Source organism: Micromonospora sp. NPDC005413, assembly GCF_040606435.1.
In the GTDB taxonomy this organism is placed as follows: Bacteria; Actinomycetota; Actinomycetes; order Mycobacteriales; family Micromonosporaceae; genus Micromonospora.
Map to the genome: position 1 here is coordinate 191,637 of NZ_JBEXEV010000006.1, position 24,963 is coordinate 216,599.

Sequence of the window (24,963 nt, forward strand, 5' to 3'; positions counted from 1 at the left end):
GATCCCCACCTCTCGTCAGATGCTGTCCTCCCCCTTGCCGTCCCACCGGCCACCTCGGCCGGCCCATCCCCCGCGCGAAGCCCGCCAGGCCGGCTCACCAACGCGGTGCCGATCCGTCGCGATCCGGGTCGCCGCCCAACGCGGCGATACCGAGCCAGTCGGCGCAGACATCCGACGTGGCCGGGTGCAGTGAGCCGCAGCGGGCATCGCGGTAGAGCCGCTCCAACGGATGACCGCGGCGGGTCGCCGAGGTGCCCGCCGCCTCCAGCACCGACGCCGCCACCTCGGCGGCCGTGGTGCCGGCGAGCAGCTTCGCCCGCCACACCCAGCGGTTGGTCTCCGCGTCGCCCGGCGCCTCGTCCACCCGGCGGGCTGCCTCGGCCACCACCAGTTGGGCCGCCGCCGTCGCCGCGTCCGCCCGCCCCAGCCGGGCCCGCACCGCCGGCAGGCCGGCCAGGTTGCGGGCGTTGAGATGCTCGGCAGCCGCGTCGATCGCCGCCCGGGCAACGCCCACGTAGACGGCCGCGTAGCTGGCCACCAGCCAGTGCGGCATCAGCTGGGCGACCACCAGGGCAAGCCCCTCCACCCCGCCGAGCAGCCGGTCGGCCGGCACGGTGACGTCCAGGTGCAGGTCGTGTGAGGAGGTCGCGCGCATGCCGAGCGAGTCCCAGGTCGGCTCCACGGTCAGACCGTCGCCGGCCGGCACCACAAACTGCGAGACCACCGACTGGTCGGCGGCACTGCGCGCCGCCACCAGGTAGCCGTCGGCGTGCCCGGCGCCGGAGCAGAAGGTCTTGCTGCCCTTGAGGTGCCAGCCCTCGTCGGTCGCCTCGTAGACCGTGCTCAGCTGGGACAACCGGGCACCGGCGCCCCGCTCGCTCATCGCGACCGCGTACCAGGAGCCCTGCGCCGCAGCCGTGAGCAGCCGGTCCCGTGCGACCAACGCCTCGTCCGGCACGCCCAGCGCCTCGGCCAACTCCTCGGTGACCGCGCCCAGCGCGCCGGTGACCGAGGCGTGCATGTTGAACACCAGGGCGGTCGCGCCGTTGCCCCGGGCAAGTTCGGTGGCTACTGCGGTGTACTCGGCGAAGCTGGCTCCCAGGCCACCCAGCGCCCGGGGGACCATCAGCCCGAACAGGCCGGCCTCCCGCAGGTCACGGAAATCATCCACTGGGAAGGAACCGTCCCGGTCGTGCTCTGCCGCCCGCGCGGCGAACCGCGGCGCCAACCGGCGGGCCGCCTCAAGCGCGTGCACCGTCATATCGCCTCCTCCTCGGCGTCCCATACCCCGCCACGACCCGACTATCCTTTGCGGATCCCCCGGCCCTGGTACAGCACGGCGGTGGATCGGGTCGGCACGATGCGCGGGGTGCGGCCGGCAGGTGTCGCATCGGGTGTCCCCGCCGCGCGGGCACGGCGCAGCAGCCAGGCAACCAGGCCGGTCACCTGCGGACGGATGCCCCGCAGCCGCAGGTCGACGCCGTGCCGCGCACACTCGGCCACCAGCGCCCGAGCGTCCACGAACAACCGGGGGTCGTGGATGCCGCGCGGCACCGTCGGCAGCCGCTCGGCGAGCCGGACCGCGACCAGCCGAGCCAGCGCCGTGTCGTTCAGTGTGTCCACCACCAGCAGGCCGCCCGGGCGCAGCAGCCGGCACGCCTCGGCCACCGCACGGGGCCAGGCCGGGACATGCTCCAGCAACTCGCCCGCGGAGACCACGTCGGCGCAACCATCCGGGAGCGGGACCGCGGTGACATCGCCCTGGACCACGCGCACCCCGTGCTCGGCGGCCTGGACCAACGCCGAGCGGGTCAGATCCACACCGACGTGGCGGTAGCCCTTACCGGTCAGGTGCGGCGCGAGCAGACCGGCGCCACAACCCAGATCGACCAGCAACGCATCGGGACGGGTCGCCGGGGGCACCAGCGCCGCGCGGGCCTCAGCCAGCCAGTGCAGCATCGCGAACGCACCATCTGGCCGCCACCACTCACCGGCCAGGTCGTCGTACTGGCGCGGATCGTTACGCGGCAGCACCCTGGGGCCGGTGGACGCCGCAGCCGCAGCCACGTCTCGCATGGCAACGAGCGTGGCACGACTGCTCGGTAACGACCAGACTTCCCTTATGTCGTCGAGGGTGTTAGGGCTGGTCAGAGCGAGCCATCCGGAACCGGCCGCAGCGGTGACCACGGTGGCCGGTCTGCTGGCGTGGGGAGTGGGCCACCGGCCGACCGGAATCGTTTCGGTGGTGCTGGCCGTGCTGGCCAGCCAGCTCGCCGTCGGCTGGACCAACGACGCGCTGGACGCCGAGCGGGACGCCACTGTGGGGCGTACCGACAAGCCGGTCGCCGCTGGCGCGGTCGGTCGGCGCACCACGGCCTGGGCCGCGGCGGCGGCCGCGGTGGCCTGCCCGCTGCTGGCACTGACCACGAACCCGACGGCGGCGTTCTGGCTGACCGTCGCCCTGGTCTCCGCGCTGCTCTACGACTGGCCGCTCAAGGCCACCGCGTTGTCGGTGCTGCCGTACGCCGTCTCCTTCGGCGCGCTGCCCGCCTTCGTGGTGCTGGCGCTGCCCGGTCAGCCGACCCCGCCGGCCTGGCTGTTGGCGGCGGCGGCGTGCCTGGGCGCCGGCGCGCACTTCGCCAACGTGCTGCCCGACCTGGCCGATGACGCTCGGACCGGGGTGCGCGGCCTGCCACACCGCCTGGGCGCCGCCGGCAGCCGGGCGGCGGCGGCCGGTCTGCTCCTCGCGGCGACGGCGATCCTGGTCCTCGGGCCACCCGGGCCGCCGTCGGCGATCGGGTTGGCGGCGGTCGGCACGGCCGCCGTGGTGCCGCCGCTGAGCTGGTACGCCGGACGCTCGGCGGTCCGGGCAGGCCGGCGGCCGGTGTCCGCGTTCCGGGCCGTGATGCTGGTGGCCCTGATCGACGTGGTCCTGCTGGTCGCGAGCGGTCGGGTGGTGTGAACGGCACCCGGGCAGGTGGCAATGCCGGGTCCGCGTGCGGGCCTCGATCAGTCCCAACTACGCTGGAACGCGGTCTGCGCGGGTATGGCCACCGTGCCCGGCGTGCGGCCCGGGTGGGGATTGTGACGAGGAGGACCGACGTGACGCGCTCGATCAGGGGATCCCGGCGGGCGGCCCTGTTGCTGTCCGGGATTGCGGCGACCAGCCTGCTGGCGTCCGGATGCGGCACCGGTCAGATCGCCGAGACCGCCACCAAGGAGGCGTCGGTCCAGGGCGTCAGCCTCACGACCAACAACGGTTCGTTCTCCGTTCGTGGCCTGCTCGTGGACTACCCGGGCACCGAGGGCTACCGGGCCGGCCAGGACGCTCCGCTCAACGCCGTGATCTACAACGACTCGAAGGAGACGGTGACGGTCACCGTCACCACCGAGAGCGCCCGCGAGGTGGTGATCAGCGGCGGCTCGGCGAGCCCGTCGCCGTCCGCCTCGGAGTCCGCCCCCGCCAGCCCGTCGGCCTCCACGTCCGGCTCGGCCAGCCCGTCGGCGACCCCGTCCGAGACCGGGTCGTCCTCGGCCACCCCGTCCGCACCGGAGTCGGCGCGGGCGTCGGGCTCGGCCAGCGCGGCCGCCCCGGGTCAGCCGGCCCGGATCGAGCTGGCTCCGCTGAGCTACCTCCAGCTCAACTCCGAGGCCACCACGCAGCTCCGGCTGATCGGTCTGACCGAGGCGCTGCGCTCGGGCCAGAACGTCATCGTGACCTTCGACTTCGGTAACGGCAACACGGTCACCGGCCCGGCACCGATCGCGGTGCCGCTCACCCCGGCGGCACCTCCCTCCCCGATCATCGAGCGCGAGGGCGGCTACGACGACGAGGGCGGCACGACCCACGAGTGACCCGACCGTCACATCGACAAACACCCCGGCGTGGTGACCACCACGCCGGGGTGTTTTCGTCGGACGCGAGGGCTAGCGTCCTGATGTGACCACCTCCCGATCGACCCCTCCGCGTGGCGGCACGGCCGGTGCCGCTCGTGGTCGCTCCACCACCCGCGAGCCGCGCCCGGCCTACCAGTGCGACGCCTGCGGGCACCAGCCACCCAAGTGGGTGGGGCGCTGTCCGGAGTGCGGCGAGTGGGGCGCGGTGGTCGAGAACACGGTGACGGGCCCGACCGTCTCCGGTCGGGTGGTCAGCTCCCGGATGCCGGCCGAGCCGGCCCGGCCGATCGCCACCATCAGCGCCGCTCCGGCCCGCGCCCGTCCCACCGGGGTGAGCGAGCTCGACCGGGTGCTCGGCGGCGGCCTGGTCCCGGGCGCGGTGGTGCTGCTCGCCGGCGAGCCCGGCGTGGGCAAGTCGACCCTGCTGCTGGACGTGGCGCAGCAGTGGGCCGTCGGCTCCGGCAGCCCTTCGCTGGTGGTCAGCGGGGAAGAGTCGGTCAGTCAGGTGCGCTTGCGTGCCGAGCGGATGGGCACCCTGCACGACCAGCTCTACCTCGCGGCTGAGAGCGACCTGGCGGCGGTGCTCGGGCACCTCGACGCGGTCAAGCCCGGCCTGCTGGTGCTCGACTCGGTGCAGACCATCTCGACCACCGGCACCGAGGGGGTGCCCGGCGGGGTGACCCAGGTGCGCGCGGTCACCTCCGCGCTGGTCTCGGTCGCCAAGGAGCGGGGCATCGCCACCGTGCTGGTCGGGCACGTCACCAAGGACGGCCAGGTGGCCGGGCCGCGCGTGCTGGAGCACCTGGTCGATGTGGTGCTGTACTTCGAGGGCGACAAGCACTCCTCGCTGCGCCTGGTGCGCGGCGTGAAGAACCGGTTCGGCGCGGCCGACGAGGTCGGCTGCTTCGAAATGCACGAGGGCGGCATCAGCAGTCTGGCCGACCCGTCCGGGCTGTTCCTGACCCGCTACGCGGAGCCGGTCCCCGGCACCTGCGTGACCGTGGCTATGGAGGGGCGGCGGGCCCTGGTCACGGAGGTGCAGGCCCTGATCGGCGCGACGGTGGCCGGCTCTCCCCGGCGCACGGTCTCCGGCCTCGACTCGGCACGACTGGCGATGGTGCTCGCGGTGCTGCAACGGCGCACCGAGCGGCTGACCCTGCACGATCGGGAGGTCTTCGCCGCCACGGTGGGCGGGATCCGGGTGGTGGAGCCGGCCGCAGACCTGGCGGTCGCGTTGGCGGTCGCCTCCGGCGGGCTCAACCTGGCCATCGCGCCGCACCTGGTGGCGATCGGTGAGGTGGGGCTGACCGGCGAGGTGCGCCGGGTCGGGGCGGTGCCGCGCCGGCTGGCCGAGGCGGCCCGGCTCGGGTTCAAGGTGGCCCTGGTGCCTCCCGGTTGCGGCCCGGCCAGCACCGGCGCCGGCCCCGAGCAGATGCGGGTGACCGAGGTCACGGACGTTCGTTCGGCGCTGCACCATGCGGCCCGCGCGTCCGCCGAGTGACCGACCGTGTCGACGGGGACGGCGATACCGGACAGCACGTCGCAAGCGGGAAAGGGTGGGAAGGGCCGCATCGTGACACATCACAGTAACCACGACAGCACCCACCGCACGGCAGTCCGTAGACTGTGCCCGTGCCGATCGACCGCGATACCACCAAGCCAGCCGGCGCGCCGCCCCAGGCCCGCACCGGCGCCGTGGGCTCGCCCGCCCGCCCGATCAGCGTGAGCGTCACCGCGGGAGCCGCCGGTGGCACCGGGGATCCGCTGCGGGCCAACCTCGCCCTGATGGCTCCCGGCACCGCCCTGCGCGACGGTTTGGAGCGCATTCTGCGCGGCCGCACCGGCGCGCTCATCGTGCTCGGCTACGACAAGGTCGTCGAGGGCCTGTGCACCGGCGGCTTCGCGCTGGATGTGGAGTTCTCCGCGACGCGGGTCCGGGAGCTGTGCAAGATGGACGGCGCCGTCGTGCTCTCCAGCGACGGCACCAGGATCGTCCGAGCGGCCGTGCACCTGATGCCCGACCCGTCCATCCCGACGGAAGAGTCCGGCACCCGGCACCGCACCGCCGAGCGGGTGGCCCGGCAGACCGGCTACCCGGTGATTTCGGTCAGCCAGTCGATGCGAATCATCAGCCTCTACGTCAACGGCCAGCGGCACGTGCTCGATGACTCCGCGGCGATCCTCTCCCGGGCCAACCAGGCGCTCGCCACCCTGGAGCGCTACAAGCTCCGGCTGGACGAGGTCTCCGGCACGCTCTCCGCACTCGAGATCGAGGATCTGGTCACCGTGCGGGACGCGGTGGCCGTGGTGCAGCGGCTGGAGATGGTCCGCCGGATCGCCGACGAGATCGCCGGGTACGTGGTGGAGCTGGGCACCGACGGCCGCCTGCTCGCCCTGCAACTGGACGAGCTGATGGCCGGCGTGGACGCCGACCGGACGCTGGTCATCCGGGACTACCTCCCGGTCGGCCGCAAGTCGCGCACCCTGGACGAGGCACTGGTCGAGCTGGACCTGCTCGGCGCCACCGAGCTGATCGACCTGGTGGCGGTGGCCAAGGCGATCGGCTACCCGGCCGCATCCGACGCGCTGGACGCCGCGGTCAGCCCACGCGGCTTCCGACTGCTGGCCAAGGTGCCCCGGCTGCCGGTGGCGGTGGTCGACCGGCTGGTGGTGCACTTCGGCAGCCTCCAGCGGCTGCTCGGCGCGACCGTGGAGGATCTACAGGCTGTCGAGGGGGTCGGTGACGCCCGGGCCCGAGGCGTCCGCGAGGGGCTGTCCCGGCTCGCCGAGGCATCCATCCTGGAGCGGTACGTCTGACCCGGCTCAGCCGGTGACGGTGAGCTTCGTCGGCGCGCTGAGCTTCGTGCCGACCCGAGCGAACACCTGGTATGTCCCAAGCGGCGGGAAGGGGCCAGCGGCCAGCCCGCTGCCGTCGCACCGGCTCGTGTCCCGCCCGTTCCAGGCAACCTGGTAGGAGCGCTCGAAGTTCGGCGTGAAGGACTGCACGTCCGAGCCCTGGACCTTGCCGCAGGTGTCCGACGACCAGATCTTCTCGGCACCGGACTTGATGAAGATCTCCTGCAGATCGGCGCCGACGTTCCGGCTGCACGTCCGGTCCGACGTGTTTTTGATCTTGAGCTCCAGATCGACCACCGCGCCACGCTGGACCGAGGTTGGACTCGCCACCGAAACCACGCTGATCTCCGCGTTGGTGCAGGTGCCGTCGTCCTCGGAACCGGCGGCCGCGCCCAGCGGTGGTTCGTTGCTGGTGGTCGCGGGGCTCGGACTCGTCGCATCGGGGTTGGCGGACGTCGGCGGAGCACCGGTCTGCGGTGTCAGCACCGGCCCACCCGGCCCCGGCGACTCGGGGGACGTCGGCGTCGAGGTCGCCGTCGCGGTGGGCGTCGCCCCCGCCTGCGGTCGCTCACCGGAACGACCCGAGCCGGTGCAGGAATAGAGCAGGACAATCAGGAAGAGAAACCCCGCTCCGAGTACGACGGCGCGACGCCGCCAGTACACGGCGGGTGGCAGGGGGCCGACCGTCAGACGCATGATGCCCTCCACCGTAGCCGCGCTGCCCCCGCCGGTGCGGTGCGACGCGCCGGAGCCCCACCGAGGCACACGCTTGACCTTCCACTGCGGACGGACACCCTGATCGTCCGGCGCACCCTCAGAGGTAGACCTTGCGCTGGTAGACGGCGTGCGCCCCGGCCACCCGATCCAAAAAGAGCAGCCCCGCGCAGTGGTCGATCTCGTGCTGCAACGCCCGCGCCTCGAAGCCGTCGGTCACCAACCGGACCGGCTCGCCGGTGCCCGGCAGGTCACCCTCCACCACCAGCCGACTGGCCCGCTTCACGTCCCCGGTCAGGTCCGGCACCGACATGCACCCCTCCCGGCCCGGCTTCCACCGGGTCGCCTCGACCACCCGGGCATTACAGAGCACGAAGGTGCCATGCACGGTGACCGCCTTTGGATGGCCGGTCACATCGACGGCGAAAACACGGGCGCCCACCCCGACCTGCGGCGCGGCCAGCCCAACGCAGCCCGGCGACACCCTCATCGTGGCGACCAGGTCGGCCGCGAGCTGGACAGTCTCCTTCGCGGTCGGATCGACCTCGTCAGCGGCCCGACTCAGCACCGGATCCGGGGCGGACACCACGGCCCGCACCTCGCCCGGCACAGCCAGTGACTCCGGTGTCCAGTCGCCCAGACCGGCATACGACTCGACGTCCGGCCCGCTCTCCTCGCCGGTCACAACAGATCCGGGTCCGCCGGCCGGAGAGTGACCTCCACGCCCAGCTCGGCAGCCGTCCGATGCAGCCGGTCGATCAGTGTGTCGGCCACACCGATCGGCAACTCGACCTCCGCCAACACCACGTAGAGCGAACCGGCCAACCGGGTACTCAGGTCGGTGACGTTTCCCCCGGCGTCCACCAGCACCCGGGTCATCGCCGCGACGATGCCCATCCGGTCCGAACCGTGCACCGCCATCACGTACGGCTCACCCGCTGGAGGCACCTCGCCGTCGGGGGTGACCGCGCGTACCGTCGCCAGCAGTTGACCCTCCACGGCCAGCGGCGCCAGCGCGGCCTCGACCTCGGCGGCGGCCGGCCCGGTGCAGATGAGGGTCATCGCGAAATGCCCCCGCAGCCGCGTCATCGTGCTGTCGGTGAGGTTCGCGCCCAGTCGGGCCAGCACCTCCGCGACGTCAGCCACGATGCCCGGCCGGTCCCGACCGATGACGGTGATCGCGAGCTCGTTCATTCGCGCATTCTCCCCGATCCGTCGGACGCCGTCGTGGCACCCCGCCCGAGCCGCCCAACCATCGGGAACGCACCGCGTGACATCATCGACGGCGCCATGACTCAACCCGACTTCGCCACCCTGGTCAGCCGATGGTTCCAACAGCACGCCCGTGACCTGCCATGGCGTGAACCCGGGGTCACCCCGTGGGCCATCCTGGTCAGCGAGGTCATGCTCCAGCAGACGCCCGTGGTCCGGGTGGTGCCGGCCTGGCAGGCATGGCTGGCCCGCTGGCCCGACCCGGACGCGCTGGCGGCGGACACCCCCGCCGAGGCGATCCGGATGTGGGGACGCCTCGGCTACCCCCGCCGGGCGGTCCGACTGCGGGAATGCGCTGTCGCAATCGTCGACCGGCACGGCGGCCAGGTGCCGGACCGGCTGGAGCAACTGCTGGCGCTGCCGGGGGTCGGCACGTACACGGCGCGGGCGGTGGCCGCATTCGCGTACGGGCAGCGGCACCCCGTGGTCGACACCAACGTGCGTCGGGTGGTCTGCCGGGCGGTGGGCGGTGAGCCGGACGCCGGGCCGGTCACCCGGCCAGCCGATCTGGTCGCCACCGAGGAGCTGCTCCCGGCCGAACCGGCCGCGGCAGCGCTGGCGAGCGCCGCGTTCATGGAGCTGGGCGCGGTGATCTGCACAGCCCGATCACCGCGCTGTACGGCCTGCCCGGTCGAGTCGGTCTGCGCGTGGCGGGCCTCCGGGCAGGAGCCACCGGAAGGGCCAACCCGGCGACCCCAGCGGTACGCGGGCACCGACCGACAGGTACGCGGGCTGCTGCTCGGGGTGCTCCGGGAGACCACCGGGCCGGTACCGCACCAGCGACTGGACCAGGTCTGGACCGATGACGTGCAGCGCGCCCGCGCCCTGGCCGGCCTGGTGCAGGACGGGCTTGTCGAACCAGCTGGCGCCGACTCCTTCCGCCTCGTCGGCGACGGCCCGTCCCTCCCCGTCGCTGACCTCACCACCTGACGGCCCCGTGAGACGGTGATCGACTCTATTTCGCCGACATGGGGGCCCACCGACGCCAGGACACCGCTACATCGCCGACATTGAGTCGATCACTGCACGAGGCGGACGGCGGACGCCAAGGCGAATGCGGCGCGCGGCGGGCGGGCGGACAGCGGAAAAGGCGGGGCCCCGGTGGCTTGCGCCACCGGGGCCCCGCCCCTTGCTGTCGGTTGTGCTACTCGTCCGCGCCTGCGGCGGCGGTGCCGCCGAGGTCGGCCGGTACAGCGTCCGGAACCTCGACCGGCTTGTCCGCGCCGTGGAAGACGAGCTTGGACTTGTCGATGTCGTTCGGGTCGCCCTCGCAGTCCACCACCACGATCTGACCCGGGGTCAGCTCGTTGAACAGGATCCGCTCGGAGAGGTTGTCCTCGATGTCGCGCTGGATCGTGCGACGAAGCGGACGGGCACCGAGCACCGGGTCGAAGCCCTTCAGCGCCAGGTACTTCTTGGCGTTGTCGGTCAGCTCCAGACCCATGTCCTTGTTGCGCAGCTGGCCCTCGATCCGCTGGATCATGATGTCCACGATCGAGAGGATCTCGTTCTGGCGCAGCTGGTGGAAGACGATGGTGTCGTCGATCCGGTTGAGGAACTCAGGCCGGAAGTGCTGCTTGAGCTCGTCGTTGACCTTCTGCTTCATCCGGTCGTAGGTCGACTCGGAGTCCTCCGACTGCTGGAAGCCCAGCGACACCGCCTTGGCGACATCGCGGGTGCCCAGGTTGGTGGTCAGGATGATGACCGTGTTCTTGAAGTCCACGATCCGACCCTGACCGTCGGTGAGCCGACCGTCCTCCAGGATCTGGAGCAGCGTGTTGAACACGTCCGGGTGGGCCTTCTCGATCTCGTCGAAGAGAACCACCGAGAACGGCCGACGCCGCACCTTCTCGGTCAGCTGCCCGCCCTCGTCGTAGCCGACGTAGCCGGGAGGGGCACCCACCAGCCGGGAGACCGTGTAGCGGTCGTGGAACTCGGACATGTCCAGCTGGATGAGGGCATCCTCGCTGCCGAAGAGGAACTCGGCGAGCGCCTTGGACAGCTCGGTCTTACCCACACCGGACGGGCCGGCGAAGATGAACGAGCCCGACGGGCGCTTCGGGTCCTTCAGGCCGGCCCGGGTACGCCGGATCGCCTTCGAGACCGCCTTGACCGCGTCCTCCTGGCCGATGACGCGCTTGTGCAGCTCGTCCTCCATGCGCAGCAGGCGCGAGGTCTCCTCCTCGGTCAGCTTGTAGACCGGGATGCCGGTCCAGTTGCCGAGCACCTCGGCGATCTGCTCGTCGTCAACCTCGCTGACGACGTCCAGGTCACCGGCCTTCCATTCCTTCTCCCGCTGAGCCTTCTGACCGAGGAGCTGCTTCTCCTTGTCACGCAGCTGGGCGGCGCGCTCGAAGTCCTGAGCGTCGATCGCGGACTCCTTGTCACGACGCACCTGGGCGATGCGCTCGTCGAAGTCACGCAGGTCTGGCGGCGCGGTCATCCGACGGATCCGCATCCGGGCACCGGCCTCGTCGATCAGGTCGATCGCCTTGTCCGGCAGGAAGCGGTCGGAGATGTATCTATCGGCCAGAGTTGCGGCAGCCACCAGGGCTGCATCCGTGATCGAGACCCGGTGGTGCGCCTCGTAGCGGTCACGCAGGCCCTTGAGGATCTCGATGGTGTGCGCCAGCGACGGCTCACCCACCTGGATCGGCTGGAACCGGCGCTCGAGAGCGGCGTCCTTCTCCAGGTGCTTGCGGTATTCATCCAGCGTGGTGGCGCCGATGGTCTGCAGCTCACCACGGGCCAACATCGGCTTGAGGATGCTCGCGGCGTCGATCGCGCCCTCGGCGGCACCCGCACCCACCAGGGTGTGGATCTCGTCGATGAACAGGATGATGTCGCCGCGGGTGCGGATCTCCTTGAGCACCTTCTTGAGGCGCTCCTCGAAGTCACCGCGGTAGCGGGAACCGGCGACGAGCGCACCGAGGTCGAGCGTGTAGAGCTGCTTGTCCTTGAGAGTCTCAGGCACCTCGCCCTTGATGATCTTCTGGGAAAGCCCCTCCACCACGGCGGTCTTACCGACGCCGGGCTCACCGATCAGGACCGGGTTGTTCTTGGTACGGCGGGAGAGCACCTGCATGACCCGCTCGATTTCCTTCTCGCGCCCGATGACCGGGTCGAGCTTGCCCTCGCGGGCGGCCTGAGTCAGGTTGCGGCCGAACTGGTCCAGCACCAGGCTGGTCGACGGCGCGGCCTCACCCGGCGCGGCGCCCGCCGCGGCAGGCTCCTTGCCCTGGTAGCCGGACAGCAGCTGGATCACCTGCTGGCGGACCCGGTTGAGGTCGGCGCCGAGCTTGACCAGCACCTGGGCGGCGACGCCCTCGCCCTCACGGATCAGACCGAGCAGGATGTGCTCAGTGCCGATGTAGTTGTGGCCGAGCTGCAGCGCCTCGCGCAGCGACAGCTCCAGCACCTTCTTGGCCCGCGGCGTGAACGGGATGTGCCCGCTCGGCGCCTGCTGGCCCTGGCCGATGATCTCCTCGACCTGCTGGCGGACGCCCTCCAGGGAGATGCCGAGGCTCTCCAGGGCCTTTGCCGCGACGCCTTCACCTTCGTGGATCAGGCCCAACAGGATGTGTTCCGTACCGATGTAGTTGTGGTTGAGCATCCGGGCCTCTTCTTGGGCCAGGACGACAACCCGTCGCGCTCGGTCGGTGAACCGCTCGAACATGCCCTCGTGCTCCTCACGTGCCGTGCGCCTTGATCAAGATCTTGGCGGGGCCGGTGCACGAACGTCCAGGACGGGCGTCCGTGCCTCCTTACTCTATCGTTGCTGACCGACTCAGCTGAGGTCGTGTGTCTTCGGTCTGGGTCGGTTCTACGTCGTTTTGCACAACCGTCCGCGCTCAGGAGGTGTTCCGGTAGCGCTGTCGCTACGCGCAGAGCGAAATCCGAGTAACGCGACGGAAGCCCAATCCCGGCTCCGGAAGCGATCCGGAGGCCCGGGGAGGGCGGACGGGCGGTCGCGACGAACGCCGCGCCCGACCCTGGGAAGGTTGTCCACAGGCTGTGGATAGCTGTTCCACTGGTTGTGGACAACGTCGGTGGGCCGGGAATGCTTCCCGGACCCTCAGCCCGACCCGGCGGGCGGTCTCGACCCCCGTACCGGACACGCACGGCGGGGCCGGTCGCGGATGCGGCGACGCCGGCCCGGAGAACTGCTCCGGCCCGGCGTCGGTGTCGCCTACGGTGGCGGCTGGCCACCAAGCTGCTGACGGATCAGCGCTTTGCGTGGTACTCGTCGACGATCTCCTGCGGGATACGACCCCGGTCTGAGATGTCCTTGCCAGCCTTCTTGGCCCACTCCCGGATCGCCTTGTTCTGTTCCCGATCGGCGGTCGCGCCACCCCGACCGCGGGCAGCCCGTCCACCGATCACCACGCCGCCCCGGCCGACCTTGGTGCCGGAGCCCACGTACGAGGCAAAAGCGTCGCGCAATTTCGCGGCGTTGGCACTCGACAGGTCGATCTCGTACTGAACGCCGTCGAGGGCGAACTTGACGGTCTCGTCCGCGTCCCCGCCGTCCAGGTCATCGACCAGCTTGTGAATGATCTGTTTGGCCACGTCGCACATTCCTTTCGAGCAGGGCGCTCCTGCTAACGAGAGCACAATAACCCCCGCGCTGCTCGCCTCGTCAATAGGATGCCGTTACGGCTCGGCGTGAGCCGGGCGAGACTACTCCGGGCGGACCAACGGGAAGAGGATCGTTTCCCGAATTCCGAGCCCGGTCAGGGCCATCAAGAGCCGGTCGATTCCCATTCCCATACCGCCGGCCGGCGGCATTCCATACTCCATCGCCCGGAGAAAGTCCTCGTCGAGACGCATCGCCTCGTCGTCGCCACGGGCGCCCAACTGCGCCTGGGCCACCAGCCGCTCGCGCTGCACGACCGGGTCGACCAGCTCGGAGTACGCGGTGCCCAGCTCGAAGCCGAGCACGTAGAGGTCCCACTTCTCGGCCAGCCCCGGCTCGCTGCGGTGGGCCCGGGTGAGCGGGCTGGTCTCCTCCGGGTAGTCCCGCACGAAGGTGGGCGCATCCAGGCCGGGGACGACCAGTTCCTCGAACAGTTCCTCGGCCAGCTTGCCCGGGCCCCACTTCGGGTCCACGGCCAATCCCACCTTGTCGGCGTACTCCACCAGGCGGGAGCGTTCGGTGCGGACCGTGACCTCCTCGCCGAGTGCTTCGGAAAGCACGCCGAACAGCGTCACCGACCGCCACTCGCCGCCCAGGTCGAACTCCCGCCCGTCGGCGTGGGTCACCACCATCGAGCCACTGACCGCGATGGCCGCCTGTTGCACGAGATTGCGGGTCAACTCGGCCATCGTGTCGTAGTCGCCGTACGCCTGGTACGTCTCCAGCATCGCGAACTCGGGCGAGTGCGAAGAGTCGACACCCTCATTACGGAAGTTGCGGTTGATCTCGAAGACGCTGTCGACGCCGCCGACCACGGCGCGCTTGAGAAACAGTTCCGGCGCGATTCGCAGATACAGATCAGTGTTCAACGCATTGCTGTGGGTCACGAACGGTCGAGCCGCCGCGCCACCATGCAGCAGTTGCAACATCGGCGTTTCCACCTCGATGAAGCCCCGCCCGTGCAGTGAATCGCGCAGACTGCGTACCGCAGTGGCCCGGGTACGGACCATCTCCCGTGCCTGGGATCGGACGATCAGGTCGACGTAACGCTGCCGGACGCGAGCCTCCTCGGAGAGCGGCTTGTGTGCCACCGGCAGCGGTCGCAGCGCCTTGGCGGTCATCTCCCACTGCCGCGCCAGCACCGACAGCTCACCCCGCCGGCTGGTGATCACCTCACCGGTGACGCCGACGTGGTCGCCGAGGTCGATCAGGCGCTTCCAGGCCTCCAACTGCTCCGGCCCGACCCGGTCCAGGGAGAGCATCGCCTGCAGCTCGGTGCCGTCGCCGTCCCGGAGAGTCGCGAAGCAGAGCTTGCCGGTGTTGCGTACGAAGATCACCCGGCCGGTGACCGCGACCTCGTCACCGGTCGCGGTGTCGGTCGGCAGGTCGGCGTAGCGCGTCCGGACCTGTGCCAGGGTGTTGGTGCGGGGAAAGCCGACCGGGTAGGGCTCGACGCCCTCGGCGAGCATCCGGTCCCGCTTCTCCCGGCGGACCTTCATCTGCTCGGGAAGGTCGTCGGCGGGGTCCACTGGCACGGGGTTCTGCTCGCTCACGGCACGCTTCCTCGTCACGGAGATACAGGGGGTCAGGCCCGAGCGTACTCAAGCGTCCCGGGGGCTGTTAGCGGATAACCTGCCCGTCATGGTCGATCACACTCACGCCCTCTCCTTCGGTGTCGCGGCGGGTGATTACGACCGGTTTCGACCACGCTATCCGGAAGCCGCCGTCCGCTGGGCGCTCGACGCCGTGACCGATGGCGCGACCCCTGCCCGGGTCGTCGACCTCGGCGCGGGCACCGGCATCCTGACCCGCGCCCTGCAGGCCCTGGGCCACCAGGTCGTACCCGTCGAGCCCGATCCGGGGATGCGGGCGCAACTCGCGGAGGGCACCCCGGGCACGACGGCGCTCGCGGGCAGTGCCGAGGCCGTGCCGCTGCCCGACGACGCGGCGGACGCGGTGCTCGTCGGGACGGCCTACCACTGGTTCGACCGGGGGCCCGCGCACGCCGAGATCGCCCGGGTGCTCCGGCCCGGCGGCACCTTCGCCCCGCTCTGGAACGTCCGGGACGACCGGGTCGACTGGGTGGCGGAGCTGAGCCGGATCGCCCACATCGGGGACAAGTCCGCCAACCTCGTCGAGAAGTACGCGGACTTCGGCACCGGGTTCGGTGCGATCGAGCTGGGCGAGTTCGCCCATCGCACCACACTCACCCCGGCCGAGGTGCTCGGCATGATCCGCACCCGTTCGTACTGGCTCACCGCCTCCGGGGAGGATCAGCAGCGGGTCGAGCAGGAGCTGGCCGAACTCCTGGACACCCACCCCGACCTGGTTGGCCGGGAGACCGTCGAGCTGCCGTACCGGACGCTGGTTCTGCGCGCGCGGCGGCGGTGAGGCCCCGCGCGGAGACCGGCCCCCAGCGGCGGCCGGGTCACAGGTTGCGGTCGTAGACCATCCGCAGGCCGATCAGCGTGATCATCGGCTCGTGATGGGTGATCGACCGGCACTCGTTGATCACCAGGGAGGCGAGGCCGCCGGTGGCGATCACCGCCCGCACCTCGCCCAACTCCTCGGTCATCCGCTCGACGATCCGGTCCACCTGACCGGCGAAGCCGAAGTACAGGCCGGCCTGGAGGCACTCCACCGTGTTCTTGCCGATCACCGAGCGGGGCTTGGTGGCCTCGACCTTGCGCAGCTGGGCGGCCCGAGCGGCCAGCGCGTCGAAGGAGATCTCGATGCCCGGGGCGAACGCCCCGCCGAGGAACTCGCCCCGCTCGCTGATCACGTCGAAGTTGGTGGTGGTGCCGAAGTCCACCACGATCGACGGCCCACCGTAGAGGGTGTACGCGGCCAGGGTGTTCACCACCCGGTCGGCGCCCACCTCCTTCGGGTTGTCGATCGCCAACTGCACCCCGGTCCGTACCCCGGGCTCGACGATCACGCTCGGCACTTCGGCGTAGTAACGGCTGAGCATGGTGCGCAGCGACCGCAGCGCGGCCGGCACCGTGGAGCAGGCGGCCACACCGGTGATCTCGACGTTGTCCCCGGCGAGCAGGCCCCGGAACATCAGACCCAACTCGTCCGCCGTCGAGCGGGCATCGGTCTTGATCCGCCAGGAGTGCACCAGCTTGTCGCCGTCGAAGGTCGCCAGCACGGTGTTGGTGTTTCCGATGTCGATGCAGAGCAGCACGCACGCAGCCTAGACAACGACCGTATGGGCGGGCGCGGACCGGCCGGTGGACCGTATCCTGGCCGTATCGCGATATGAGCATGAGTCGATCCACGGCGGGGCCGGACGGGGAGCGGACATGTCGGGGACGTGGTGGGTGCGGGGCCGCAACACCCTGCGCCGGCGTCGACGGCACGTGCTGGTGCTGGTCGCGTTGGCCGGCGGCGCCATCTGGATGGTCGTGCAGGCATGGCGGGCGTCCCTGCGGGAGAGCGGCAGCTTCGCCGGGGACCTCTACCTCAACATCGGCGCCGCGCTGATCATGACGCTGCTGACCTACGTGGTGCTCAACCCGCTCTTCCGCGAGCTGCAGACGGTCAGCATCATCGAACACCCCCGACTCGACCGGGACGCCCTGATCGAACGGGTCGCCCAGTCCCGGGAGATCGTGGCCATCCTGGAAACCTGGACCAGCATGCTGGAGGGCCCGTACGCGCCCCGGTTCGTGGCCGCCCTGCGCTCCGCGCTCGCCAACGGCGCCGCCGTCAAGGTGCTGCTCCTCGACCCGGACTCGCCCGCGGTCCGGCTGCGCGGCGAGGAGCTGCGCCGGCGGGACGCCTCGGTGGCCATCCTCAACAACCTGTGGCACCTCGCCCGGCTCAGCGAGGAGTTACCCGAGTCGGCCCGAGCCCGCCTCCAGGTCCGGGTCTACAGCGCCGCACCCTCCGTGCAGATGTACCGCTGGGACGGCAAGGCGTTCATCTCGTTCTTCCCAGTGCAGGGCAGCACCTTCGACACCCAGCAGATCGAGGCGTTCGTCTCGACACCGTTGGGCGAGTTCGTTGACGACCGGTTCGCCGAGCTGTGGGAGACCGCACCCCTGGAGGACCTGGCGGCCTGCCTCACGCTGCGGCTCTGCCTACGCCAGGCTGGTCGGGACCTGGAGACCTGCGACGCGCTCTACGTACGCTCCGACGGCGACTGGTACATCGCCGGCACCGACCTGGTGCGCAACGTGGCCCGGCACGGCCTGACCGGGCTGACCGTCGTGCTGGACCGGCCCGAGGCAGCCGGCGAGATCTTCGCCATCGGAGAGGCCGACGAGCTACCGCCCGAGATCTACAACCGGGTGTTGGAGCTCTTTCGGGCCAAGTACGGCCTGGACGGCCGACAGGACACCGAGAACAGGGTGATCTTCAACCTGGCCACCAGCTCGCTGACCAGCGTCTGAGACGCCGGCGGCCCGCCCGCTACCCGGTCCGCAGGTCCAGCGCGATGTCCAGGATCGGCGACGAGTGCGTCAACGCACCCACCGAGAGGAAGTCGACGCCGGTGGCCGCGTACCGGCCCGCCACCTCCAGGGTCAGCCCACCGGTCGCCTCCAACTCCGCCCGGTCACCCACCGCGGCCACCGCCTCGGCCAACACCTCGGGCGTCATGTTGTCGCAGAGCAGGAAATCCGCCCCGGCCTCCACCGCCTCCACCGCCTCGGCGACCGTGGTCACCTCGACCTGCACCGGCACCTCCGGGAACGCCTCCCGAACCCGCCGGTACGCCGCGGTGATGCCCCCGGCCGCGAGCTTGTGGTTGTCCTTGATCATGGCCACGTCGTAGAGGCCCATCCGCTTGTTGGTGCCACCGCCCGCGCGCACCGCGTACTTCTCCAGCGCCCGCAGGCCCGGCGTCGTCTTGCGGGTGTCCAGCACCATCGCCTTCGTGCCAGCCAACGCGTCCGCCCAGGCGCGAGTGTGCGTGGCCACCCCGGACATCCGGCAGAGCAGGTTGAGCGCCGTCCGCTCGGCCGTCAGCAGCAGCCGGGTCGGGCCGGTCACCGTCGCCAGCACGGCACCGCGGGCCACCCGCTCGCCGTCGCGGGCCACCACCGACACCTCGACGGTACGACCGAAGCCCGTCACCTCGCCCACCAACTCGAACACGGCGGCGGCCACGGCCATCCCGGCCAGCACCCCGTCCGCGCGGGCCACCAGGTCGGCCGTGTCGGTCTGTTCCGCCGGAATGGTGGCCACGCTCGTGACGTCAAGGAAGTCCGGGCCCAGATCCTCGACCAGCGCGTTCTCAATCACCCGCCGCACCTGCGCCGGGTCCAGCCCGGCCGCCCGCAACGCTTGCAGCGTCGACTCGGTCATGAATTTGCCTCCCAGTGCTGCGTCATCCGGCCCTGCACACCTATCGACCCGACCAGGTGGCCCAGCCACCGCTCGTCGGCTATCGGGAAGTCCTCCCGCCAGTGGCAACCCCGGGTCTCGCCGCGCGCGTACGCGGCAGCCACCAGCGTCGACGCCACGGTGAGCAGGTTGGTCGCCTCCCAGTCGGCGGTCCGCGGCCGGCCCCGGGCAACGCCCAACTCGGTCAGCGTCCCGGCCGTCGCCGCCAGCGTCGAGGCGGAACGGAGCACCCCGGCTCCCCGCGTCATCGCCCGTTGCAGGGGCAGCGTCGCCTCCGCCGGCAGCACCCAGCCCGCTCCACCACGCCAGGCGCCGGTGTCCGCCGGCTGAACCTGCTCGGGCAGGCCCGCCGCGATGTCCTCGGCGATGCGCCGGGAGAAGACCAGGCCCTCCAGCAGCGAGTTGCTGGCCAGCCGGTTCGCGCCGTGCACACCCGTGCAGGCCACCTCGCCGCAGGCGTACAGGCCGGGGATGGAGGTGCGGCCACGCAGATCGGTGCGGACACCGCCGGAGGCGTAGTGGGCGGCCGGCGCGACCGGAATCAGGTCGGTCGCCGGGTCCACGCCGATCGCCAGGCAGGACGCCACGATGGTCGGGAACCGCCCAGCCAGGAAGTCCCCGCCCAGATGCCGGGCGTCCAGGAAGACGTGGTCCGCGCCGGTGGCCAGCAACACCCGGTGGATGCCCTTGGCCACCACGTCCCGGGGTGCCAGCTCGGCCAACTCGTGCTGGCCCACCATGAACCGCTTGCCGTCCGCGTCCACCAGGTACGCGCCCTCGCCGCGCAGCGCTTCGGAGACCAGCGGCTGCTGTGCGTGCCCCACGCCGGGCATTCCGGCGCCGGTCGGGCTGATCAGTGCGGTCGGGTGGAACTGGACGAACTCCACGTCGGTAACCGCCGCGCCGGCCCGCATCGCCAGCGCCACCCCGTCCCCGGTGGAGACCGCCGGGTTGGTGGTGGCCGAGAAGATCTGCCCCATCCCGCCGGTGGCGAGCACCACCGCCCGGGCCAGCAGCGCACCGACGCCGTCCTCGCTGCCCTCGCCCAGCACGTGCAGGGTGATCCCGCAGGCCGGGCCGAGCCCGCCCGGGCCGTCGCCCGGCGCTCGCAGCAGGTCCAGCACCAGGGCGTGCTCGACCAGCCGGATCCACGGGTCGCGCTGCACCGCGGCGTGCAGGGCCCGCTGCACCTCCGCGCCGGTGGCGTCCCCGCCCGCGTGCACGATCCGGTCCGCCCGATGCCCGCCCTCACGGGTCAGCATCAGGGAGCCGTCCGAGTGGCGATCGAACTCGGCGCCGATCCGGATCAGCTCACGCAGCCGGGTCGGGCCCTCCTCGACCAGCACCCGGACCGCCGCCGGGTCGCAGAGCCCGACCCCGGCGACCTCGGTGTCCCGGGCGTGCGCCGCCGAAGTGTCCGTCGGGTCGAGCACGGCGGCGATGCCGCCCTGTGCCCACCGGGTCGAGCCATCGTCGATATTGACCTTGGTGACCACCGTGACGTGCAGGCCCGCCTCACGCAGGTGCAGCGCCGCGGTCAACCCGGCCACCCCGGAACCCACCACGATCACGTCGGTGGTCTCCACCCAGCCGGGCGCGGGCGCGGCCAGCAGTTCGGGTAGGGCCGGCAGGTCGACGGTCGGAAGGTCCATCCCCCCAGTCAACCCGAACCGTCCTCGCTCGGGGCGGCGGGGGCGGGACGAGTGTTTTGGGCGACCCTGTCCGGCGCCGCCCGCCCCGCACCGGCCGTCGGACCGTGGTCACTTCGTCCGGACCGGCAGGCCAGCCGGGCCCGCGCCCTTCAACGAGGCGGCCACCGTACGGTCGCTGAGCCACAGGTAGCAGCGGACGCCCCGGTCACCGACCCTCCAGCGCCCCGCACCTGGCAGGCGGACCACCACACCGCTGCGAAACCGCAGCTCCGCGTCGTCCGGCACGCCCACATATCGGCCGAGGAGGCTGCGACAGGCGGCATAGAACGGCACCGAGTCGGCGTCCCGGGACGGGTACGCCGTGTCCGGCGCGCGCCACACCCCGACGAACTCGGCGTCGTGTGGTCTACCGCACTCCACCGGGTCCAGTGTCTGCTCACCCCGCCTGGCCGCACCACGGGTCTGCTGGCAACCCAGCCGCAGCCCGGAGGCCCCCTTCAACGCGTCCCGGAGGCTGCCCGACCGGACAACCACCTTCGCCGCCGCCTCGACGGTGGTCAGCTCGGTGAGGTCGCACCGGTACCAACGGGAACCCACTGCCCAGCCCGGCCCGGAGGGCAGCGCCACGGACAACCGCAGCCGGCCGGCCCGCCAGTCGTCGCCCACGTAACCGGTCGCCCGGGTGTCGCACTCGGCGAACGCGCCTCGCAGCTCCGCCGAGCCACCCGCCGGGGCATTCGCCCGCTCGACCGGGAACGCCCCCACATGCACGGTCTCCACCCGGTGCGGGCCCGCGCAGTCCACCGGCTCATAACTGGCCAGGGTGACCACGTCGGTGAAATCGGCGGCCTGGCACACCCCGGCGGCTGGCGTGAACGCCGTGGCCGGCGGCAGCGCCGCCCAGTCGTCGGTCAGGTCACCGTCCAGGCCACCGGAGCCGGCGCAGCCGACCAGCAGCACTGCTGTGACGGCAGCCGCGAACACGGTCGTCATCGCACGCATAGCGGCCTCCCCCAGCCACCGGCCGGCTTCCGCCAGCGCGCCAAGGGTAACCGGAAATGACCTTCTGGTGACAGACCGGAATCGGGTCGCGCGGGATCAGACTCCGGACACGGCCAGCGGGCTGGGCACCGGGTCACCGGCCGTGCCGGGGGCCGCCGCAGCCGGGTCGGCACCCAGCGCGATCACCCGGTTGTCGGCGTCCACGTGCACCACCCGCGGCCGGTACGCCCGCGCCTCGGCGTCGTCCATCTGCCCGTACGAGATCAGGATGACCAGGTCACCGGGGTGCACCAGGTGCGCGGCGGCACCGTTGATGCCGATCACGCCGCTGCCCCGCTCGCCCGGAATCACGTACGTCTCCAGCCGGGCACCGTTGGTGATGTCCACGATCGCCACCTGCTCGCCGGGGAGCAGGTCGGCGGCGTCGAGCAGGTCCTCGTCCACCGTCACCGAACCGACGTAGTGCAGATCGGCCTGGGTCACCGTGGCACGGTGGATCTTCGACTTGAGCATGGTCCGCAGCATCGGGGTGGCCTTTCGCGGGAGTGGTGGAGGGTGGTGCGGCCGGGTCAGGGGCGGGGGGCGAGCCGGATCGCGGCGTTGTCGATCAACCGGGTGGCGCCCACCCAAGCGGCGATCACCAGCCTGGCCGGCCCGGACACCGGCCCCGGCTCCAACTCGGGATCGGTGAGCACCAGGTAGTCGAGGCGGGCACCCGGCGTACCGGCACCGAACGCGGCGTGCGCGGCGGTCAGCACCGCCCCCGCGTCCAGGCCGTCGTCGGCCGCCCGCGCACCGGCCCGCAGCGCGGCGGACAGGTTCAGCGCGGCGGCCCGCTCCGACTCGCTGAGGTAACGGTTGCGGCTGGAGAGCGCCAGCCCGTCCGGCTCCCGGACGGTCGGCACGCCGACCACCTCGACCGGCACGTCCAGGTCCCGCGTCATCCGCCGGACCAGGGTGAGCTGCTGGTAGTCCTTCTCACCGAAGAAAGCCAGGTCCGGCTGGGTCAGCTGAAGCAGCTTCAGCACCACGGTGAGCACGCCGTGGAAGAAGCCGGGGCGGCTCGCGCCCTCCAACTCCACGCCGAGCGGCCCCGGGTCGAGGCTTACCCGGGGCTGGCCGTCCGGATACATGTCGGCCACCGACGGAGCGAAAACCAGGTCGGCGCCCGCCCGTCGGCACACCTCCAGATCCACGTCGAGGGTCCGCGGGTAGCGGTCGAAGTCCTCGTTCGGCCCGAACTGCAACGGGTTCACGAAGATCGTCACCAGCACGTGGTCGGCCTGTTCCCGGGCCGCGCGCAGCAACGTCTCGTGCCCGGAGTGCAGCGCGCCCATGGTCATCACCACCCCGACCGTGCCCTTCAACCCGGCCCGGGCCTCGGCCAAGTCGGCGCGCGTGTGCACGAGCTGCGTCATGCGGCCACCTCCCGACCGCTGTCGGCCAGCACACCGAGCAGCGACTGCGCGTCCGCCGGCCGGAGCCGGCCGGCGGCGATCGCCCGATCGGCGGTACGCCGGGCCAACGCCAGGTACGCGGGGACGGACTCCGGCGCGGTGGCGGCCAACCGGGCCAGGTGCCGCTGGACGGTGCCCGCGTCGCCACGGGAGACCGGCCCGGTCAACGCGTCGTCGCCGAGCCGCAGCGCGTTTTCCAGGGCAGCCCGCAGCAACGGGGCGAGCACCTTCTCCGGCCGAGCCACCCCGGCGTCGCGCAGCCGGTCGGTCGCCTCGTTCACCAGGGTCACCAGGTGGTTCGCGCCGTGGGCCAGCGCGGCGTGGTAGAGCGGACGATCCGCCTCGCCCACCCACTCGGGTACGCCGCCCAGGTCGGCGACCAGTCGGGCGGCCAGCGGGCGCAGTTCCGCCGGGGCGGTCACCCCGTACGAGATGCCGGCCAGCCGGTCCAGATCGTCCGGCGTACCGGTGAACGTCATGGCGGGGTGCAGGGCGAGCGGCCGGGCACCGACCTCGACCGCCGGTGCCAGCACGGCCAGGCCGTGCGCACCGGAGGTGTGTGCGACCACCTGGCCCGGACGCAGCGCACCCCGATCGGCGAGGTCGGCCACCACACCGGCCAACGCGTCGTCCGGCACCGCGATCAGCAGCAGGTCGGCGGCGGCGTGTGCCACGGCGGCGACCGGGCGGCGGGGCACCTCGGGCAGGAGCAGCGCGAGTCGGGCGCTGCTGGCTCCGGAACCGCCGGTGACCGCGACCACCCGATGCCCGGCGGCGGCGAGTGCGGCCCCCAGCACGGCTCCGACCCGACCGGCACCAATGACACCGACGGTGAGCAGACGGGAGGCGACGAAGGCGCCGATGTCGGCGCGGTCCCGCGAGGCGGCAGGCCCGTGCGGGGCGGCCGGACGCGGGCGCAACGGTGCGCTCATGATCACGATCCAGTCCTCGAGAAGGGGTACCGGTCGATCGCAAGTATGCGCCGGGCCCACCGAACCGGGACAAGCATGTGTGAAAACGTTCACCACCCACGGAAGTGCCCCTTGTCACCAAGGGGACCCGGCAGCCTCCCGGGCCGCTCCAGGCGCTTCCGCCTTGATCAAGTGATGAAAAGTAGGTGCCAGGATCATTTCTGACCTGCTTCTCATCAATTGATCACCGTAACGCGAGGATGTCGTCCCGAACGGGTGACCGTAGGGTCGGCACGGTGACGCACCCTGAACTCGGCGCGAACTGATGTCGATCCTTTGGCGGGACGCGATGAGCCGGGCCCTCTACGGGCCGGGCGGCTTCTTCGTCGCCGGTACCGGGCCGGCCGACCACTTCCGAACCAGCGTGCACGCCTCCCCAGCCTTCGCCACCGCACTCCTACGCCTTGTCGCAGAGGTGGACACCGCCCTGGGCCACCCGCTGCGGCTCGACGTGGTCGACGTCGGCGCGGGTCGAGGAGAACTACTCAATGCCCTGTTGCAATCCACCGAGGACGCCGTCGGGCTTGCGGTGGGGGTTTCCGGGGAGCCCACCCACTCCGGGCGGTCGGGCTTGATCCCTGCGTGGGCGGGCTCCCCGGAAACCCTGACTCCCACGGCCTCCGCCCGTCGGTCGCCCGACGATCCGTCGTCGGTCGCGGTCCGTCCGTCGCTTGCGGAACGGGTGCGGTTCACCGCCGTCGAGCTGGCGCCGCGACCGGAACATCTGCCGGAACAGATCGAGTGGGTGTCCGAGATTCCTGCTGGGATCAACGGACTGTTGATCGCTACCGAGTGGCTGGACAACGTTCCGCTGGACGTGGCGGTGCACACCGAAGACGGCTGGCACTACGTGCTGGTCGACCCCGAGAGCGGTTCGGAGACCGTTGGTGAGCTGGTCAGTCCTGCTGATCTTGACTGGCTGACAACCTGGTGGCCAAGCCCCACAAGCCCTCGCAGCGCGGACCGCGACCCCGGCCGGAGGCCGACCTGGACTGACGCGACCAGCGGAAGCGAGTCGGGTTTCCGGGCAGCCCGGCCGGCGCAGGGATCAAGCCTGACCGCCCGGAGCCGGCCGGGGCCGGCCTGACGGGCGGGGCCGCGGGGGGGGGGGGGGCGCGGGCCCCCCCCAATAAAAGGCCCCCCCCCCGGGGGCC

General features: G+C 71.5%; 22 protein-coding genes and 1 pseudogene. 8 read left to right on the top strand and 15 right to left on the bottom strand.

The window, feature by feature from the left end; translation table 11 throughout:
- Nucleotides 1–94: 94 nt before the first annotated feature.
- Together ABZS37_RS11060 and ABZS37_RS11065 are read right to left on the bottom strand one after the other, a co-directional pair.
- Entirely contained in the window at nucleotides 95–1,261 is a 1,167-nt protein-coding gene (locus ABZS37_RS11060; protein WP_355167767.1) for an acyl-CoA dehydrogenase family protein, read from the bottom strand.
- Nucleotides 1,262–1,302: 41 nt separating this feature from the next.
- A complete protein-coding gene (locus ABZS37_RS11065) occupies nucleotides 1,303–2,076 on the bottom strand; it encodes a methyltransferase domain-containing protein (RefSeq protein ID WP_355167769.1) in 774 nt (257 codons plus the stop codon).
- Nucleotides 2,077–2,122: 46 nt separating this feature from the next.
- On the opposite strand from ABZS37_RS11065, the gene ABZS37_RS11070 reads away from it, so the two are divergent.
- The 4 genes from ABZS37_RS11070 (at nucleotide 2,123) to disA (ending at nucleotide 6,714) form a co-directional block, all read left to right on the top strand.
- Complete coding sequence (locus ABZS37_RS11070; RefSeq protein ID WP_355167771.1) at nucleotides 2,123–2,962, top strand: UbiA family prenyltransferase; 840 nt, start codon at nucleotides 2,123–2,125, stop codon at nucleotides 2,960–2,962.
- 140 nt (nucleotides 2,963–3,102) lie between these two features.
- On the top strand, nucleotides 3,103–3,855 hold the full coding sequence (locus ABZS37_RS11075) for a hypothetical protein (RefSeq protein WP_355167773.1): 753 nt from the start codon (nucleotides 3,103–3,105) through the stop codon (nucleotides 3,853–3,855).
- 85 nt (nucleotides 3,856–3,940) lie between these two features.
- A complete protein-coding gene (radA, locus tag ABZS37_RS11080) occupies nucleotides 3,941–5,398 on the top strand; it encodes a DNA repair protein RadA (protein ID WP_355167775.1) in 1,458 nt (485 codons plus the stop codon).
- A gap of 131 nt (nucleotides 5,399–5,529) precedes the next feature.
- The gene (gene disA / locus ABZS37_RS11085; protein WP_272613959.1) at nucleotides 5,530–6,714 is read left to right on the top strand and encodes a DNA integrity scanning diadenylate cyclase DisA; all 1,185 of its coding nucleotides are present in this window, start codon (nucleotides 5,530–5,532) and stop codon (nucleotides 6,712–6,714) included.
- Between the two features lie 6 nt (nucleotides 6,715–6,720).
- Here the strand turns inward: disA and ABZS37_RS11090 are convergent, their stop codons facing one another.
- The 3 genes from ABZS37_RS11090 to ABZS37_RS11100 form a co-directional block, all read right to left on the bottom strand.
- A complete protein-coding gene (locus ABZS37_RS11090) occupies nucleotides 6,721–7,449 on the bottom strand; it encodes a hypothetical protein (RefSeq protein ID WP_355167777.1) in 729 nt (242 codons plus the stop codon).
- A gap of 118 nt (nucleotides 7,450–7,567) precedes the next feature.
- Nucleotides 7,568–8,152 (bottom strand): peptide deformylase, encoded by a 585-nt coding sequence (locus tag ABZS37_RS11095; RefSeq protein WP_355167779.1) that lies wholly within the window; start codon nucleotides 8,150–8,152, stop codon nucleotides 7,568–7,570.
- Nucleotides 8,149–8,661: an ACT domain-containing protein gene (locus ABZS37_RS11100; protein ID WP_355167781.1), complete on the bottom strand. Its 513-nt coding sequence runs from the start codon at nucleotides 8,659–8,661 to the stop codon at nucleotides 8,149–8,151. Before ABZS37_RS11100 ends, ABZS37_RS11095 begins: the two co-directional genes overlap by 4 nt.
- A gap of 96 nt (nucleotides 8,662–8,757) precedes the next feature.
- Here ABZS37_RS11100 and ABZS37_RS11105 point away from each other — a divergent pair, with 96 nt between their 5' ends.
- Nucleotides 8,758–9,669 (top strand): A/G-specific adenine glycosylase, encoded by a 912-nt coding sequence (locus ABZS37_RS11105; protein ID WP_355167783.1) that lies wholly within the window; start codon nucleotides 8,758–8,760, stop codon nucleotides 9,667–9,669.
- A gap of 214 nt (nucleotides 9,670–9,883) precedes the next feature.
- Here ABZS37_RS11105 and ABZS37_RS11110 read toward each other — a convergent pair whose 3' ends face one another.
- From ABZS37_RS11110 to lysS, 3 genes are all read right to left on the bottom strand, one after another.
- Nucleotides 9,884–12,415, bottom strand: coding sequence for an ATP-dependent Clp protease ATP-binding subunit (locus ABZS37_RS11110; RefSeq protein WP_355167785.1), 2,532 nt, complete (start codon nucleotides 12,413–12,415; stop codon nucleotides 9,884–9,886).
- 548 nt (nucleotides 12,416–12,963) lie between these two features.
- Nucleotides 12,964–13,308, bottom strand: coding sequence for an Lsr2 family protein (locus tag ABZS37_RS11115; protein ID WP_354994562.1), 345 nt, complete (start codon nucleotides 13,306–13,308; stop codon nucleotides 12,964–12,966).
- A 111-nt stretch (nucleotides 13,309–13,419) separates the two neighbouring features.
- Nucleotides 13,420–14,928, bottom strand: a complete 1,509-nt coding sequence (gene lysS / locus ABZS37_RS11120; protein WP_355167787.1) for a lysine--tRNA ligase — start codon at nucleotides 14,926–14,928, stop codon at nucleotides 13,420–13,422.
- 88 nt (nucleotides 14,929–15,016) lie between these two features.
- Between lysS and ABZS37_RS11125 the strand changes: the two genes are divergently transcribed.
- Nucleotides 15,017–15,766 carry a class I SAM-dependent methyltransferase gene (locus ABZS37_RS11125; RefSeq protein WP_355167789.1) on the top strand — a complete coding sequence of 250 codons (750 nt, stop codon included), beginning with the start codon at nucleotides 15,017–15,019 and terminating at the stop codon, nucleotides 15,764–15,766.
- A 37-nt stretch (nucleotides 15,767–15,803) separates the two neighbouring features.
- Here the strand turns inward: ABZS37_RS11125 and ABZS37_RS11130 are convergent, their stop codons facing one another.
- The gene (locus ABZS37_RS11130) at nucleotides 15,804–16,562 is read right to left on the bottom strand and encodes a type III pantothenate kinase (RefSeq protein WP_354994565.1); all 759 of its coding nucleotides are present in this window, start codon (nucleotides 16,560–16,562) and stop codon (nucleotides 15,804–15,806) included.
- A 118-nt stretch (nucleotides 16,563–16,680) separates the two neighbouring features.
- Here ABZS37_RS11130 and ABZS37_RS11135 point away from each other — a divergent pair, with 118 nt between their 5' ends.
- Nucleotides 16,681–17,772, top strand: coding sequence for a hypothetical protein (locus ABZS37_RS11135; protein WP_355167791.1), 1,092 nt, complete (start codon nucleotides 16,681–16,683; stop codon nucleotides 17,770–17,772).
- Nucleotides 17,773–17,791: 19 nt separating this feature from the next.
- Here the strand turns inward: ABZS37_RS11135 and nadC are convergent, their stop codons facing one another.
- The 6 genes from nadC to ABZS37_RS11165 all read right to left on the bottom strand — a co-directional run bounded on the left by nadC (nucleotide 17,792) and on the right by ABZS37_RS11165 (nucleotide 23,770).
- Nucleotides 17,792–18,688, bottom strand: a complete 897-nt coding sequence (gene nadC / locus ABZS37_RS11140) for a carboxylating nicotinate-nucleotide diphosphorylase (RefSeq protein ID WP_354994567.1) — start codon at nucleotides 18,686–18,688, stop codon at nucleotides 17,792–17,794.
- Nucleotides 18,685–20,379, bottom strand: coding sequence for an L-aspartate oxidase (locus tag ABZS37_RS11145; RefSeq protein WP_355167793.1), 1,695 nt, complete (start codon nucleotides 20,377–20,379; stop codon nucleotides 18,685–18,687). Before ABZS37_RS11145 ends, nadC begins: the two co-directional genes overlap by 4 nt.
- A gap of 108 nt (nucleotides 20,380–20,487) precedes the next feature.
- Nucleotides 20,488–21,381, bottom strand: a complete 894-nt coding sequence (locus tag ABZS37_RS11150; RefSeq protein WP_355167795.1) for a septum formation family protein — start codon at nucleotides 21,379–21,381, stop codon at nucleotides 20,488–20,490.
- 96 nt (nucleotides 21,382–21,477) lie between these two features.
- A complete protein-coding gene (gene panD / locus ABZS37_RS11155) occupies nucleotides 21,478–21,906 on the bottom strand; it encodes an aspartate 1-decarboxylase (RefSeq protein ID WP_355167797.1) in 429 nt (142 codons plus the stop codon).
- A gap of 44 nt (nucleotides 21,907–21,950) precedes the next feature.
- A complete protein-coding gene (panC, locus tag ABZS37_RS11160) occupies nucleotides 21,951–22,799 on the bottom strand; it encodes a pantoate--beta-alanine ligase (protein WP_355167799.1) in 849 nt (282 codons plus the stop codon).
- The gene (locus ABZS37_RS11165; protein WP_355167801.1) at nucleotides 22,796–23,770 is read right to left on the bottom strand and encodes a Rossmann-like and DUF2520 domain-containing protein; all 975 of its coding nucleotides are present in this window, start codon (nucleotides 23,768–23,770) and stop codon (nucleotides 22,796–22,798) included. The genes panC and ABZS37_RS11165 overlap by 4 nt, the downstream gene beginning before the upstream one ends.
- Nucleotides 23,771–24,074: 304 nt before the next feature.
- Here ABZS37_RS11165 and ABZS37_RS11170 point away from each other — a divergent pair.
- Nucleotides 24,075–24,698: pseudogene (locus ABZS37_RS11170) on the top strand (SAM-dependent methyltransferase); the annotation flags it as partial.
- Nucleotides 24,699–24,963: the final 265 nt, after the last annotated feature.

Coding starts and splice junctions, on each gene's coding strand:
- ABZS37_RS11165 (WP_355167801.1), bottom strand. CDS start 23,770: ATGAGCGCACCGTTGCGCCCGCGTCCGGCCGCCCCGCACGGGCCTGCC.
- ABZS37_RS11150 (WP_355167795.1), bottom strand. CDS start 21,381: ATGCGTGCGATGACGACCGTGTTCGCGGCTGCCGTCACAGCAGTGCTG.
- nadC (WP_354994567.1), bottom strand. CDS start 18,688: ATGACCGAGTCGACGCTGCAAGCGTTGCGGGCGGCCGGGCTGGACCCG.
- panC (WP_355167799.1), bottom strand. CDS start 22,799: ATGACGCAGCTCGTGCACACGCGCGCCGACTTGGCCGAGGCCCGGGCC.
- ABZS37_RS11110 (WP_355167785.1), bottom strand. CDS start 12,415: ATGTTCGAGCGGTTCACCGACCGAGCGCGACGGGTTGTCGTCCTGGCC.
- ABZS37_RS11100 (WP_355167781.1), bottom strand. CDS start 8,661: ATGAACGAGCTCGCGATCACCGTCATCGGTCGGGACCGGCCGGGCATC.
- ABZS37_RS11070 (WP_355167771.1), top strand. CDS start 2,123: ATGTCGTCGAGGGTGTTAGGGCTGGTCAGAGCGAGCCATCCGGAACCG.
- panD (WP_355167797.1), bottom strand. CDS start 21,906: ATGCTGCGGACCATGCTCAAGTCGAAGATCCACCGTGCCACGGTGACC.
- ABZS37_RS11125 (WP_355167789.1), top strand. CDS start 15,017: ATGGTCGATCACACTCACGCCCTCTCCTTCGGTGTCGCGGCGGGTGAT.
- ABZS37_RS11065 (WP_355167769.1), bottom strand. CDS start 2,076: ATGCGAGACGTGGCTGCGGCTGCGGCGTCCACCGGCCCCAGGGTGCTG.
- ABZS37_RS11105 (WP_355167783.1), top strand. CDS start 8,758: ATGACTCAACCCGACTTCGCCACCCTGGTCAGCCGATGGTTCCAACAG.
- ABZS37_RS11060 (WP_355167767.1), bottom strand. CDS start 1,261: ATGACGGTGCACGCGCTTGAGGCGGCCCGCCGGTTGGCGCCGCGGTTC.
- ABZS37_RS11145 (WP_355167793.1), bottom strand. CDS start 20,379: ATGGACCTTCCGACCGTCGACCTGCCGGCCCTACCCGAACTGCTGGCC.
- ABZS37_RS11135 (WP_355167791.1), top strand. CDS start 16,681: ATGTCGGGGACGTGGTGGGTGCGGGGCCGCAACACCCTGCGCCGGCGT.
- ABZS37_RS11090 (WP_355167777.1), bottom strand. CDS start 7,449: ATGCGTCTGACGGTCGGCCCCCTGCCACCCGCCGTGTACTGGCGGCGT.